The organism is Dickeya sp. Secpp 1600 (assembly GCF_003049805.1).
Lineage (GTDB): Bacteria > Pseudomonadota > Gammaproteobacteria > Enterobacterales > Enterobacteriaceae > Dickeya > Dickeya fangzhongdai.
In genome coordinates this window covers 2,955,310-2,970,039 of record NZ_CP023484.1, presented here as the reverse complement: position 1 = coordinate 2,970,039, position 14,730 = coordinate 2,955,310, and the positions used below count along the sequence as shown (strand labels likewise).

General features: G+C 57.6%; 11 protein-coding genes and 1 pseudogene. 7 read left to right on the top strand and 5 right to left on the bottom strand.

What is annotated here, in order from left to right; all coding sequences use genetic code 11:
- The first annotated feature begins 86 nt into the window (after positions 1-86).
- From tyrR to CPA59_RS13205, 3 genes and pseudogenes are all read left to right on the top strand, one after another.
- Entirely contained in the window at positions 87-1,652 is a 1,566-nt protein-coding gene (gene tyrR / locus CPA59_RS13215; protein WP_107760840.1) for a transcriptional regulator TyrR, read from the top strand.
- A 430-nt stretch (positions 1,653-2,082) separates the two neighbouring features.
- Positions 2,083-2,631: a hypothetical protein gene (locus tag CPA59_RS13210; RefSeq protein ID WP_107759651.1), complete on the top strand. Its 549-nt coding sequence runs from the start codon at positions 2,083-2,085 to the stop codon at positions 2,629-2,631.
- A 290-nt stretch (positions 2,632-2,921) separates the two neighbouring features.
- Positions 2,922-3,081 (top strand): annotated as a pseudogene (locus tag CPA59_RS13205) (LysR family transcriptional regulator); the annotation flags it as partial.
- 135 nt (positions 3,082-3,216) lie between these two features.
- Here CPA59_RS13205 and CPA59_RS13200 read toward each other — a convergent pair.
- Positions 3,217-3,765 (bottom strand): GNAT family N-acetyltransferase, encoded by a 549-nt coding sequence (locus tag CPA59_RS13200; protein ID WP_107759648.1) that lies wholly within the window; start codon positions 3,763-3,765, stop codon positions 3,217-3,219.
- A gap of 116 nt (positions 3,766-3,881) precedes the next feature.
- Between CPA59_RS13200 and CPA59_RS13195 the strand changes: the two genes are divergently transcribed.
- A complete protein-coding gene (locus tag CPA59_RS13195; protein WP_107760838.1) occupies positions 3,882-6,212 on the top strand; it encodes a penicillin acylase family protein in 2,331 nt (776 codons plus the stop codon).
- 73 nt (positions 6,213-6,285) lie between these two features.
- On the opposite strand, the gene CPA59_RS13185 is transcribed toward CPA59_RS13195, so the two are convergent.
- Positions 6,286-7,296, bottom strand: coding sequence for a helix-turn-helix transcriptional regulator (locus tag CPA59_RS13185; protein ID WP_225622590.1), 1,011 nt, complete (start codon positions 7,294-7,296; stop codon positions 6,286-6,288).
- A 134-nt stretch (positions 7,297-7,430) separates the two neighbouring features.
- Here CPA59_RS13185 and CPA59_RS13180 point away from each other — a divergent pair, with 134 nt between their 5' ends.
- Positions 7,431-8,843: an MFS transporter gene (locus tag CPA59_RS13180; protein ID WP_049855149.1), complete on the top strand. Its 1,413-nt coding sequence runs from the start codon at positions 7,431-7,433 to the stop codon at positions 8,841-8,843.
- 85 nt (positions 8,844-8,928) lie between these two features.
- Here the strand turns inward: CPA59_RS13180 and tpx are convergent, their stop codons facing one another.
- Both tpx and mpaA read right to left on the bottom strand, forming a co-directional pair.
- Positions 8,929-9,432 (bottom strand): thiol peroxidase, encoded by a 504-nt coding sequence (gene tpx / locus CPA59_RS13175; protein ID WP_038668336.1) that lies wholly within the window; start codon positions 9,430-9,432, stop codon positions 8,929-8,931.
- 55 nt (positions 9,433-9,487) lie between these two features.
- Positions 9,488-10,219: a murein tripeptide amidase MpaA gene (gene mpaA, locus CPA59_RS13170; RefSeq protein WP_107759646.1), complete on the bottom strand. Its 732-nt coding sequence runs from the start codon at positions 10,217-10,219 to the stop codon at positions 9,488-9,490.
- A gap of 441 nt (positions 10,220-10,660) precedes the next feature.
- Between mpaA and CPA59_RS13165 the strand changes: the two genes are divergently transcribed.
- Positions 10,661-12,241, top strand: coding sequence for an ABC transporter substrate-binding protein (locus CPA59_RS13165; RefSeq protein WP_369831434.1), 1,581 nt, complete (start codon positions 10,661-10,663; stop codon positions 12,239-12,241).
- 148 nt (positions 12,242-12,389) lie between these two features.
- Positions 12,390-13,376 (top strand): zinc transporter ZntB, encoded by a 987-nt coding sequence (zntB, locus tag CPA59_RS13160; protein WP_038919364.1) that lies wholly within the window; start codon positions 12,390-12,392, stop codon positions 13,374-13,376.
- Between the two features lie 382 nt (positions 13,377-13,758).
- Here the strand turns inward: zntB and ttcA are convergent, their stop codons facing one another.
- The gene (gene ttcA / locus CPA59_RS13155; RefSeq protein ID WP_038919363.1) at positions 13,759-14,700 is read right to left on the bottom strand and encodes a tRNA 2-thiocytidine(32) synthetase TtcA; all 942 of its coding nucleotides are present in this window, start codon (positions 14,698-14,700) and stop codon (positions 13,759-13,761) included.
- Positions 14,701-14,730 lie beyond the last annotated feature (30 nt).

Here is a 14,730-nt window from a genome sequence, read left to right as displayed (position 1 = left end):
TGCTGACACCCCACTTCATCCGGTGGCGGTGAAAGGGTATGATGCAGCTCTCGTCCCTGCCGCACCTGATGAAGAAGGTTTTATTGATGCGTCTGGAAGTATTTTGTGAAGACCGGATTGGTCTGACTCGTGAGCTGCTCGATCTGCTGGTGCTGCGACATATCGACCTGCGCGGTATCGAAATTGATCCGACGGGTCGGATCTACCTCAATTTTACCACCCTCGGTTTTGATGCGTTCCGTGAGCTGATGACGGAGATTCGCCGCATTCCGGGCGTCAGCGATGTACGCACCGTGGCGTTTATGCCGTCCGAGCGGGAGCATCGGGCGCTGAACGCGCTGCTGGAATCGATGCCGGAGCCGGTGTTGTCGTTCGATCTCAAAGGCAAAGTGGAATTGGTCAACGCCGCCGCGCTCAGCCTGTTTGAGCTGACGCAGGAAAAAGCCCGCGTCCTTAACGTCAGCCAGTTGCTGAACGATTACCACTTTTCCCGCTGGCAGGAGCAGGGCGGCCAGCCGGAAACCACCCGTGTGGTGATCCGCGGGCAGGATTTTCTGCAGGAAGTGACGCCGGTTCATCTGGAAGACGATAAAGGCAAATCTACCGTCGCCGGCGCGCTGGTGACATTGAAGTCGGCAGCGCGCATGGGCCGTCAGTTACAGGACACGCCAGTCAACGACGAACGGGAATTCGACCATATTGTGGCGGTCAGCCCGCGTATGCGTCAGGTGGTGGAGCAGGCGCGCAAGCTGGCGATGCTGGACGCGCCGTTGCTGCTGGTGGGGGAAACCGGCACCGGCAAGGACATGCTGGCCCGCGCCTGTCATTTGCGCAGCCGCCGCGGCAAGCAGCCGTTTCTGGCGCTCAACTGCGCCGCACTGCCGGATGACGTGATGGAAAGCGAGCTTTACGGCCACGCGCCGGGCGCCTATCCCAACGCGCTGGAAGGCAAGAAAGGCTTTTTCGAGCAGGCTAACGGCGGTTCGGTACTGTTGGACGAAGTCGGCGAAATGTCGCCGCAGATGCAAACCAAACTGCTGCGTTTTCTCAATGACGGCACGTTCCGCCGGGTGGGTGAAGAACACGAGGTGCACGTGGATGTGCGCGTGATCTGCGCCACGCAGAAAAACATGCAGGATCTGGTGCAGCGCGGTCTGTTTCGGGAAGATCTCTATTACCGCCTGAACGTGCTGACGTTGCAACTGCCGCCGCTGCGCGAGTGCCCGGCGGATGTAATGCCGCTGGTGGAGCTGTTCGTGGCCCGTTTTGCCGATGAGCAGGGGATCGCGCGTCCCCACATCGCGCAGGAAGTGCGTAACCTGTTGCCCCAATACGGCTGGCCGGGTAACGTGCGTCAGCTGAAAAACACCATCTATCGGGCGCTGGCGCAACTGGAAGGGGACGAACTACGCCTACGCGATATCGACCTGCCTGCCTTCCAGCCGGAAATCGTCCACAACGACGATTTGCTGGAAGGGTCGCTGGATGACATCAGCAAACGGTTTGAACGCTCAGTATTGACCCGCCTTTATCAGACCTACCCCAGCACCCGCAAGCTGGCCAAACGGCTCGGCGTGTCTCATACCGCCATCGCCAATAAATTGCGGGAATATGGCCTGAGCAGCCGCAAGGGTGGGGATGAGGACGAGTAATTCTGATGAAAGTGAAAAAGCGGATGGTGTGCCATCCGTTTTTTACTACTGTATTAGTTCATACTTGGGCTGGCAGTGTTATGAGGTGAATAATGGTAAAAATTGGCTGTTTGGTTTGAGCGAGGAGCGGATGTTCATACGAGCCGCCATAACGCTTATGGACTGTAGCATCATTAATTTTCCAGAACGACGAGATATCATTTCCGCAACTGGAGAACCATTTCTATACAGTCACAAACTGACGGTTAATATTCAGTGTGCTTGCTGAGATTACTAAATGCTTAAAGGAATTTATATTTTTGCCGATAAGTATTTTCATCAAATGAAAAGTGACCATGGAACAAAAATACGGAAAAATATTATTTAAGGCGCAATGGAAACATAATGAACTGGTTGTGAAAATGGCATTTCAGTAAGTAAGGAAATAGTAATGAAGAAATTAATTGAGCTTGGTTTTATTTTGATTTTCGCATTTTTCATTTCAGGATGCAATACGCTTTTGAAACCTAATAAATTATATCGCTCTGATATTCACAAAAAAATTTATAACGAAGATAAACGTGTTTTTTTCGATTATAAAAATTATTCTGGGCCGATCCTTGCGGTAGGGTATGATAAGAGTACTGGGCTCGTGATGGAGGTTGGTCAAGGATGGCATTGGATTGGACGAACAGGTTGGGTAACGAAAGAAAACTATAGTACAAAAATGCTGCCTTTCATTAAATTCCTGGAATGGTGTGGCTCACCAAAAAAAGAGCAGGAATCACTGAGGTTAAAATATAATAGTGAAGATGTTATCAAAGATGCTGATGTTGAATTCCGCTACTTCAATGATGGTTCGCCTGCATTTGTTGACCTCGCATATTCACGTACGTCGACTTTAGAAAATATGCTGTTTGACCGTAGTTCAGACTACTACACTATGAAGGATGTTAATAATATGGTAAAGATGGTTAATGATACTTTAGAAATTAAATGAGACCATGAGTGAGGATATTTAAGCTTATCTCAGGTGACTCGGTAAATTAAGTATAACCAACACCATGTTAATTAACAGCTTGTGAAGTCGTTCGGAAAAGCCATTCTTCGGGGAGGTTTTTCACGTTTTAGTCCGTCAATAAGCCGATTGCCCCGTGGGCGGCAATCGCTGCGTAGAATATAGCGTATGGTGTGCAGGCACGCTATGGCGTATCAGGTCGGGCCGATGGTAAAATCAACGCAAGTTTTCGTCGCTACGGTTTCCCACGGACGCAGGCTGATTTAGCGATCCCTGCCTTGGGCTTGGCGTATGTCCCTGTAGAGCTGTTGCTTATGATTTAGAGCGTGGTGTACTTATCAGGGCCTTGAGGGATTATTCATTTATTACCTTCATCGCAATGTGTCACCCGCGCTGAGAATAGTTATTGAAACATTGAAAATTGATGGATGACGAAGGGTATTATCGCCATTCATTGAGACGTTGTAATCTGAGTCATGTCCGTTCCTGGCACACAGCGGACCTCTAATTAGGCATAGCTCAGAGCAGTAAAAATGTCAGGTCAGGTATGCGTCAATACCGATAAAGTCAATGAACCAGCACATCCCCCGGAATCAGCGAATACAAGGCCGCCGTTACCGGCTGGTCGCGAATAATAATCCGGTTGCGCAGCAATCCTTCGAAATGCGCGCCCACTTTTTCCGCCACCCGGCGGCTGGCGTGGTTTTCTTCCGCCGCGACGATTTCCAGCCGGGTCAGCCCTAGCGTGCCGAAACCGAACGGCACGATTTCCCGCACCGCTTCGGGAATCAATCCTTGCCCCTGTGCCGACTGGCGTACCCAGTAGCCGACATTACCGAGGCGATAGGCTTTGTTGATGCTGTTGATGGCGATGGTGCCGAGCAGGCGCCCGGCGGTGCGGTCGGTGATAGCTAGATCAAACGCCTCGCCCTCGTGGCGTTGCTGTTCGCAACAGGCTATCCAGTCCTGCGCCATCGGCAGATCGTAATCGGACATGCACCAGGGCAGCCAGCGCCCTACGGTTTCCTGCGATTCATGTATGGCGTCAAGCAGCGCGGCGGCATCGGAGGGGACAAACGGGCGCAGGCACAGGCGGGCGGTCAGTAACGGAAACATATCTCCTCCAAAAGCGACAATGGCAGATACAGGATGATACAAATGATAATGCAACAGTTTTCCGCCTCACGCTATTGTCATGATGGCTCGCCTGAATAACGAGGGAGGACAGGGTGGTGCGTTTGAACAACTGGCTACGGATAACGGTTGGCGGGCTGGCGCTGTGCGCCGTACTGGCGGCGGCGATCGCCATCGCCGTGTGGATGCTGTTGCGTCAGAGTTTGCCCCAGTTGGATGGCGAGCTGGGCGTGCTGGGGCTACATACGCCGGTGACGGTGGAGCGAGACGACGCCGGCGTGCCGATCATCCGGGCTGGCGACCGTCTGTCCGCCGCGTTCGCGCTGGGTTTTGTCCATGCGCAGGATCGCTTTTTCCAGATGGATTTGCTCCGGCGCAGCGCGTCAGGGGAACTGGCGGCGTTAGTCGGCGCGGCGGCGTTGCCGCTGGACCGCCAGCACCGGCTGTTTTTGCTGCGTCGGCTGGTTTCCGGACGCTGGCAACAACTGCCCGTCGACCAGCAGCAGATCCTGCGTAGCTATGCCGACGGCGTGAATGCCGGGTTGCATAGCCTGAAAACACGGCCGTTCGAATACTGGCTGCTGCGTGTTGAACCGCAAGTCTGGCTGCCGGAAGACACCCTGCTGACGATTGCCGCGATGTATTTTGATCTGCAGGATAATCAGTTCGGCCGCGAATACGCCCGCGGCTGGATTGCCAGCCAGAGCACGCCGGAGCAGGCCGACTTTCTGTTGCCGGACGCCAGCGTGTGGGATGCGCCGTTGGTGGGGCAATTGCCGCCAGCGCCGGCGTTGCCTGCCGCGCCGCCTGAGTGGTGGGGGCAGCAGAACAGTGCGGCGTTTGCTCCCGGCGGCGCCGACGAACAAGCTAAAGGCAGCAACGGTTGGCTGGTGCGTACGCCGGAGCGAGCGATACTGGCGAACGACATGCATCTTGGGTTGCGTTTGCCAACGGTGTGGTATCGCGCACAGCTTATCTATCCGACGGAAGACGGAACGCTGCGCCTGACCGGGCTCTCTCTGCCCGGCGCGCCCGCCATCGTCAGCGGCAGCAATGAGCATATCGCCTGGGGTTTTACCAATAGTTACGCCGATACCTTCGACTGGGTGAAACTGAATAGTGCCGAGGGCAATCCGCATCTGGTGCAGGAAACGCTGGCGGTCAGTCATGGCGAGTCGCAGTCAATGACGGTGCAAACCAGCGACTGGGGACCGATTGTCGATACCGGGCAAGGGCGCATGGCGATGCACTGGGTGTTGCAGTTGCCGGGCTCGCTGGATCTGTCGTTGATGGCGCTGGCGGAAACCCGCACGGTGCCGGAGGCGCTGACTACCGGGCAACGAACCGGCCTGCCGGTGCAAAATCTGCTGGTGGCCGACAGTCACGGGCACATCGGCTGGACGCTGGCCGGAGTGCTGCCGGACCGGCTGATGCCCGGCGTACAGAACAGTTTTCCGTTGACGAGCGTGCTGCAGGCGCGCTGGCGTGACACGGCGCTGCCGCCCGCATCCCATCCTCAACTGGTCGACCCGCCGCAAGGGGTGATTGTGACCGCCAACAACCGCTTGCTGTTTGATGAGCAAGGGGACATCGTCGGGGATGGCGGCGCCGACCCTGGCGTACGCGCGTCGGCGATTCATCAGGCGCTGGGCGACGTCAGGCAGCCGGATATCGCCGCGATGCATCGCATCCAGTTGGACAACCGTGCGCTGCTGGCGGCGAGCTGGCGTGACCGGCTGCTTGATTGCCTGAATGCCTCCGGCCCGGACGTTATCGCGGGTCAGTCGACAATCAACCTGTTATTGCAACAATGGAACGGGCAGGCGGCGGCCGACTCAACGGCTTATCTGTTGCTGAGCCGCTGGCGCGAGACGCTGTACCAGCGGTTGTTCGGCACGCTGGATCAGCAACTGGCGCAGGCGTGGCCGGAGGCCAGCTACCGTGCCGCTAATCCACGCTGGGATGTGACGGTGCAACAACTGATGCATGATGAAGCACGCCAGTGGGTGCCCGCGCCCGCTAAAGACTGGTGCCAGTTCTCGTTGCAACAGCTGGCGACGGTATGGCGGGAGAACGGGGAGGGCAGCCGTAAATGGGGGGACGTTAACCAGAGCCGCATTGCTCACCCGCTGGCCTCGTCGCTGCCGCTGCTGGGCCATCTGCTGCGGGTACCGGCGGAACCGCTCTCCGGAGACAATCATGTACCGCATGTTAATCGCCCAACGTTCGGCGCTTCGGAACGGCTGGTGATTTCGCCGGGCGATGAAGCCAACGCGACCCTAAGCCTGCCGGGCGGGCAGAGCGGTAATCCGCTCAGTCGCTGGTGGCTGGATGGGTATCGCCGCTGGATGAGCGAGGCGCTGACGCCGCTGCTGCCGGGCGTCGGCTCCAGCCGGCTGGAACTAAAACCGGCCTCCGCCCAGCCTTAAGGCGGCATCATAAGAGCCTATTCCATACGGCTATTTCACTTGCCATTTTGGCTCTGGGCAGTGCTCGAAATCCTCACGTACTACGTGTACGCTCCGGGTTCTGCGCGCTGCCCGTGTCTAAACTGGCTGCGCCAATAACGCCTACTGGGATAGGCTCTAAATCGCGGGGCGCAATCTGGCTTGTCTGAGGCTGTTCGCCGGGCGGCGGCAACTGCGCGAGTTGCGCCAGCCGCGCATTGTCCTGCTCGCTGGCAGGCATGTAAACCAGCATCCGGTCACCGTTGCGGGATGCGCTCCACCAGTTGATCTGACGCAGGGTGAAAATACCCAGCGTTGGATGACGAAAGCGCTTGATCTTGTCATCCACGCCTTGAATCTCGTAGCGCTGGTACCACAACTGGCGAAACTCTTCAGATGCGCTCAGGTAGCGCTGCAATTGTGCCTCCCACAGCGGTTCGTCCGCGTGTTCCGTCATCTGCGCCCGAAACATCGCCACCAGATTGGGTAACAGCTCGTGCTGATCCACCAGCCGTTCCCGCCAGTTCGGGTGGGTGAGCGCCAGCCAGATACAGTTGCGATCTTCCGGCGCCATCTGATGCAGGTCGATATCCAGCAACCGACACCAGGCGAGGTTAAACCCCAGAACGGTAAAGCGGGCGTTGACGATCACCGCCGGAAACGGGTTGAGCTGATCGAGGATACGCTGGCTATCGGCGCTGATTTTCTCGCAACTGGCCTGTGCGGCCGGGGAGAACGGCAGCCCCGCCAGCATAAACAGATGCCGGGTTTCCGCTTCGTTGAACTGCAGGGCTTTGGCAATGGCGGTCAGCGTTTTGGCGGAGGCGCGGATTTCCCGCCCTTGTTCCAGCCAGGTGTACCAGGTAATGCCCACGTCCGCCAGCAGCGCCACATCTTCGCGGCGTAGCCCCGGCGTACGCCGTTTACGAGGTAGCGACAGGCCCAGACGCAGTGGATCGAGGCTTTCACGTCGTGCGCGCAAAAACGCGCCCAGCCGTTTGCGGTTATCCGGTTGCAACGGTGTAACACGGGTGTCGGCCTGTGGGGTGGGTATCGTCATGACCATAGCGCGAGCCTCCGGATAACGCGGTGAATCGTTACAGACAGGTAGTTTTTATACCAGGATAAACAGGAACTGGTACCCGTTTAAATTATCGATAATGCTAACTGCCTCACAGAATTAGCACAATGGGTACATCGATGAAACAGGTTTCACTTTCACAGGGGCTTACCGGCATCGGCCTGATGGTGTTGCTGACCGGCCAGCTGCTGCCGATGATCGATTTTTCGATCGTTAACGTGGCGCTGGAAGCGATCGCCCATTCACTTTCCGCCAGCCCGGCTGAACTGGAACTGGTGGTGTCGGTTTATGGCGTGGCATTTGCCGTATCGCTGGCGATGGGCGGCCGGCTGGGCGATAACCTGGGTCGCCGCCAGGTGTTCATTGCCGGCGTGGCGCTGTTCGGCGTGGCTTCGCTGCTGTGCGGCATCGCTCAGGCGGTATGGGTGTTGCTGGCGGCCCGAGCGTTGCAGGGGATTGGCGCCGCGCTGGTGGTGCCGCAGATTCTGGCGACCATTCATGTCTGCCTGCGCGGGCGCGAGCATGCCCGGGCGCTGGGTTTTTATAGCGCCATCGGCGGACTGGCCTTCGTGGTCGGGCAGGTACTGGGCGGCTTTCTGATTCAGTTGGACATCGCTGGTTATGGCTGGCGCAGTGTGTTTCTGGTCAATCTGCCGGTCTGCCTGCTGGTGCTGCTGTTGGCGCCGTCGCGTCTGCCGGACACCCGCGGCGAAAAACCGGTGGCGCTGGATATGCCCGGTACGGTGCTGCTGTCGCTAATGCTGGCTAGCCTGCTGTTCCCGCTGGCCTTGGGTCCAATCTGGCACTGGCCGTGGTTCTGCGTTGCGGTGTTGCTGAGCAGTCTGGTGTGGTTTGCGCTGCTGTGGCGGGTGGAGCGTCGTCAGCCGGCGCCGTTGCTGCCGCCCGCGCTGTTTCGGCTGCCGGGGATCCGCTTCGGCTTGTTGTTGGCGCTGCTGTTTTTCTCCAGTTGGAGCGGCTTTATGTTTGCCGTTGCCTACACCCTGCAATCCGGCGCCGGTTTTACCCCGCTGCAGTCGGGCAACAGCTTTATCGGACTGGGGCTGTCCTATTTTGTTGCGTCGCTGTTCAGCGGCCGTCTCACCACCCGTATTGGCAATATAGGGGCGTTGCTGACCGGATGCGCCATCCAGATGAGCGGACTGGCGCTGCTGATGGCGTCGCTGGCGTGGCGCTGGCCGGTGTCGGTGCTGCAATTGCTGCCCGCGACCATGATGATTGGCTTTGGTCAGGCGTTTATCGTCAGCAGCTTTTATCGCATTGGGCTGTCTGATGTGCAGACGCATCAGGCCGGCGCGGGCAGCGCGCTGCTTTCCACCATGCAACAGGCGTCGCTGGGGCTGGGGCCCATTGTGCTGGGTACGGTGCTGGTGCAGGTGCTGCATACCAGCGGCGGGAATTTTGCCAGCGCGCTGATTGCCACGCTGATGGCGGAATGGGGACTGATGCTGGTATTGGTGTTGTGCGCGTTACGCAACCGGCTGACGCTGGCGCACCCACGATCAGTGGCATGAGGGCGATAACGGCGGCAAGGCGGTTTGGATAAAAAAATGCCAGTCGGTCGACTGGCATGGTTAACGCGGATATTGAGGACCGAACTTATTTCAGTACGGCGATAGCTGCGTCGTAGTCCGGTTCGGTGGTGATTTCGTTCACCAGTTCGCTGTGCAGCACGTTGTCGTTTTCGTCCAGCACCACGACGGCGCGTGCAGTCAGGCCTTTCAGCGCGCCTTCGGCAATCGCCACACCGTAGTTTTCCTTGAATTCGGCGCCGCGCAGGGTGGACAGCACCACCACATTGTTCAGGCCTTCAGCGCCGCAGAAGCGGGACTGGGCGAACGGCAGGTCGGCGGAGATGCAAAGTACAACGGTATTATCCAGGCTGGATGCCAGCTGATTGAATTTACGCACGGACGCGGCGCACACGCCGGTATCGATGCTCGGGAAAATGTTCAGGACTTTGCGCTTGCCTGCATAGTGGCTCAGCGCCACGTCAGAGAGGTCTTTGGCAACCAGTGAAAACGCCGGTGCTTTACCGCCGGCCGCCGGGAAAGATCCTGCTACCGGCACCGGGTTACCCTGGAAATGTACATTTGTTGACATGCTTACGTCCTTCATTACAGGTGATTAACATGTCGATCAGTGTAGGGCAACATGATCAACATTGGTATAAAAAATTATGGGTCAGCAGCCGGGTCAAGGCGGTCAGATAGCGGTGATTGGCGCTGTCGGCGGCAATCACCGGCAACTCGGCGGTGATGCAGTGCAGGCGGCGCTCGGCACACCAACTGCCAAATGAACCCGGCGTTGGGTATCCCACGCTGTCGACCAGCGGTAGCGCGAATTCACGCGCTAGCCAGCCGCCCAGCTCGGAACGTTGGGGATCGTCGATGCAGGCCAGCGGTTCATGAAAGGACACCACCCACGGCGGCGCCAACTGGTCGATCAGGCGGCACAACGCCTGGGTTTCCGGCTCGGAGCCGGGGCTATCGCCGGTGGAGAGCTGTACGTCGCGCACCGGGGTGTCTTCGCTCCAGCGATAGAGGGTGCCGTTCGGCTGCCAGTTGGTCGCCGGGAAATTACGGTTGAGATCAACGCCGCCGGCATTGGCGCGCAGGCCCAACTGACAGCCATCCGGGTTGACCGCCAGCACCACATGATGAGCCCGGCTGCCCGGCGGTAGCGTACGCAACGCGCAGGAGAGCGCCACCACCGATGCGGTTTCGTCGCCGTGCGTGCCGGCGAGGATCAAGCCGCTGTGTTTCCCTTCCACTTCCGCCGGGAACCACAGCAGCGGCGCACCTAGTCGTGAACGGCCATATTCCCGGCCCGGCGCAGCGAAGAACCCGCGTTCGGTACGGGGGCGATGAAGAAACTCGGCGTCTGTCATGGCGGCATCCTGAACAATAGTCGGCAGTGTTTTGCCTGATGATAACAAAAAATCCATGCTGGCCGCGGGAGCATGCCCGAAATCGCGGGACGCTCCGCAAACCGGTGTCGCGCCGCTGGCTGGAAGGCCGGGTTTGAGACTATGATAACTTCCAGCCTGATAACGATTTTTTCAGTAGATATGCCTTAAATGCTCTGGTGCGCCGGGCAGCTCACGCGCCTGCAACCTGAAGTATGCCGGGTATAGATGGATTCTTTTTTGACCGGTGATGATCGCGTGTCGCCTTCCGGGCGCAGAGATGACTCCCGGTCGTTCCTGAGTCGCTCCCGCGGCGTCGGCACGATGCAGCGGGCTGGCGAAGACAGGGCCTCTTTGGTTTAAGGACACAACATGCAATTTCGTTATTCCGCAGTTTCCGTGGGCGTGGTTTCCGCCGTGCTGATGACAGCCTTGATAACCCCGGCGGGCGCGGCGCAGGTTCCTCCCGGCGCCGTTCTGGCGGACCGACAGGAGATCGTCCGTCATATCAAGGATGAACCGGCTTCGCTGGACCCGATTAAAGCGGTTGGTTTGCCGGAGATTCAGGTGATTCGCGACCTGTTCGAAGGGCTGGTGAATCAGGACGCGCAGGGTAACCCGATTCCCGGCGTCGCCCAGCGCTGGCAGACTAACGATAACCGCACCTTCATTTTTACTCTGCGCCCTGATGCGCGCTGGTCGAACGGCGATCCGGTCACCGCTAAAGATTTTGTCTACAGCTGGCGGCGACTGGCGACGCCGCAAAATACCTCGCCGTTTAGCTGGTTCATCCGGCTGGCGGGGATCGCCAATGCTGATGATATCCTGGCTGGCAAGCTGCCCGCCGACAAGCTGGGCGTCATTGCGGTTGACGATCACACGTTAAAGGTGCAACTGAGTAAGCCGGTGCCTTATTTCATCAGCCTGATGGCTAATTTCAGCCTTTATCCGGTGCATCAGGCCACGGTGGAAAAGTACGGCAATGAGTGGATCAAACCGGGCAATCTGGTGGGTAACGGCGCCTTCGTGCTCAAAGATCGGGTGGTCAATGAAAAACTGGTGCTGGTGCCGAATAGCCATTACTGGGATCACGCCAATACCCGGCTGACGCAGGTCACCTTTGTGCCGATCAATCAGGAATCCAACGCCACCAAGCGCTATCAGGCCGGTGATATCGACATCACCGAGTCGTTTCCCAAGAATCAGTACCAGAAACTGCTGAAGGATCTGCCGGGGCAGATCTTTACCCCGGACCAGCTCGGTACTTACTACTATGCGTTTAACACGCAGCGCGCGCCGACCAACGACGTGCGGGTACGCAAGGCGCTGTCTTATGCCATCGACCGTAAGATTATCGCCGGGAAAGTGTTGGGAACCGGCGAGAAACCGGCCTATCGCTTTACGCCGGATGTCACCGCCGGGTTCAAACCGCAGCCGGGGCAACTGCAGCAGTATTCGCAGGCCGAACTGGATATGCAGGCCAAAGCGTTGATGGCGGCGGCCGGGTATGGTCCGTCAAAACCGCTGAAACTGACGCTGCTGTACAATACGCAGGAAGTGCATCAAAAAATCGCCATCGCCGTTGCGTCGATGTGGAAAACCAAGCTCGGCGTAGACGTGAAACTGGTGAATCAGGAATGGAAAACCTACATCGACAGCCGCAATACGGGGAATTTTGATGTCATACGCGCCTCCTGGGTCGGCGATTACAACGAGCCGTCTACCTTCCTGTCGCTGCTGACCGCCAGTCATAGCGGCAATATCGCCCGTTTCAACAACGCCGATTATGATCGACTGATGGCGGATACCGCCGGGCAGACTGACCGAAAGATACTGACCGAGGATTACAACCGCGCCGAGCAGATTTTGGCGGAGCAGGCGCCAATTGCGCCGATTTACCAGTACACCAACGGGCGGTTGATTAAACCCTGGGTGAAAGGGTATCCCATCACTAACCCTGAGGATGTTGCCTACAGCCAGACGCTCTATATTTTGAAACACTGACTGGCGGGCTTTCATACCGTTTGTTGCACACGGTGTTGCGCCTGCCACTCCGCCCAGGCACGGTGCAGCGGAGGATGCATCCCTTTCCGATTGCAGTCATTGATGCAGGCAGTAAGATGGACGCCGTGTGCATAGAGGGAGATAACGTGTGGAAGTGACTGAAAATAAAGCTATCCGACACACCGGCGCCGTCTTTACCTGTCAGTTGGACGGCAAGGGAGGCATTCTGCCGCTGGTGGAGAGCGCTCTGGGCGAGGAAGCGGAGCTGCCTGCCTGGCTGCATCTTGATTCGACGCAACCGGCCAGCGTGCGCTGGCTGCATGAAACCACCCTGTTGCCGGATAGCGTACGTAACGCGCTGGCGGGGGAGAGTGCGCGTCCTCGCGTAGTACGGCTTGGCGAAGGCACGCTGGTGACCCTGCGCAGCATCAATTACAACCCTAATGCCCGGCCGGATGAGCTGGTGGCGATTCGGGTGTTTATCTCCGACCGCCTGATTGTTTCCACCCGGCGCCGTAAAGTGGCGGCGATTGATGAGGTGATGAGCGATCTGAAAGAGGGCAACGGCCCTGCCAACAGCGGCGACTGGATAGTGTCTATCGCCGAGGCGTTAACGGATCACACCAGTGAGTTCATTGATGAGCTGCACGAAAAAATCATCGATCTGGAAGATGCGTTGCTGGAACAGCGTATTCCGCCGCGCGGCGAACTGGCGCTGATTCGCAAACAACTGATTGTGTTACGTCGCTACATGACGCCGCAGCGTGATATTTTCTCGCGCTTGTCCGGCGAGAAGTTTGGCTGGATGCAGGATGACGACCGCCGCCGCATGCAGGAGATTGCCGAACGTCTCGGCCGCGGTCTGGAAGATCTGGACGCCAGTATCGCCCGTACGACAGTGATTGCCGATGAAATCACCACGCTGATGACCGACGCCATGAACCGGCGCACGTATACCATGTCGTTGCTGGCGATGGTTTTCCTGCCTACTACTTTTTTGACCGGGTTGTTTGGCGTCAATCTGGGCGGGATTCCGGGAGCCAACAGCGGCATCGGATTTGGCGTATTCTGCCTGATGTTGGTGTTGTTGGTCAGCGGCGTTGCCTGGTGGTTAAAACGCAGTAAATGGTTGTGAGTGGCATGGCGAAATTATTGCGTGGGATATCACACAACCGCCGGCGGCGATAAAAACCATTGTTAATATTGCGCAATATCAACATTTTTGGTCTATGTCTGCGGCACTATCCTTCTCGCAGGTGAATGCAACGTCAAGCGATGGGCGTTGCGCTCCATATTGTCTTACTTCCTTTTTTGAATTACTGCATAGCACAATTAATTCACACCATGCCGACGTTTTGTCGGCTTTTTTTTGCCCGCGATTCCGGCGCGCGCCATGCTTGAACGAGTGCCTATAGCGAGTCTGTGAATGTGGGAGTCTCGTCTGAACAGCCGTTTTTATCTGGAAAGACAGCATGACGGAGAGAGGGGACGTTGGCGGCCGTGAAGCCGCCGGTGAATTAACGAATCTCCAGTACGTTCAGTCGCTCCAGCGGGCGGGCGTTGTCTTCTTCATCCTCATCCGGCTGCCAGCCTACCGGCTGTGATGGCATGTCTTCACGGTCGAACGCCAGATCGCCGCCGTCCACCACCTCGCTGCCCTGACGAATCGATTTGAAATCGAACAGGTTGGTGTCGCACAGATGCGACGGCACCGCATTCTGCATGGCGCTGAACATGGTTTCGATTCGGCCGGGATAGCGTTTGTCCCAGTCACGCAGCATGTCCTTGATCACCTGGCGTTGCAGGTTGGGCTGCGAGCCGCACAGATTACACGGGATGATCGGGAACTGGCGCGCGTCGGCAAAACGTTCAATGTCTTTTTCACGGCAGTACGCCAGCGGGCGGATCACCACATGTTTACCGTCGTCGCTCACCAGTTTCGGCGGCATGCCTTTCAGTTTGCCGCCGTAGAACATATTCAGAAACAGCGTTTGCAGGATATCGTCACGGTGGTGGCCGAGCGCAATCTTGGTGGCGCCCAGTTCGGTGGCGGTGCGGTACAGAATGCCGCGGCGCAGGCGCGAGCAAAGCGAACAGGTGGTCTTGCCTTCCGGAATCTTCTCTTTGACGATGCCGTAGGTATTCTCTTCCACAATCTTGTACTCAACGCCGATGCTGTCCAGATACTGCGGCAGCACATGCTCCGGGAACCCCGGCTGCTTCTGGTCCAGGTTCACCGCCACCAGCGAGAAATTCACCGGCGCGCTTTGCTGCAGATTGCGCAGGATCTCCAGCATGGTATAGCTGTCTTTGCCGCCGGACAGGCACACCATGATCCGATCGCCGTCTTCGATCATATTGAAATCGGCGATCGCTTCACCTACGTTGCGACGCAGGCGCTTTTGCAATTTGTTGAGGTTGTACTGCTGCTTGGGTGTAACGGATTGATTTTCTGACATTTAACGGTAACTCGTGTTCATGGGGCCGGT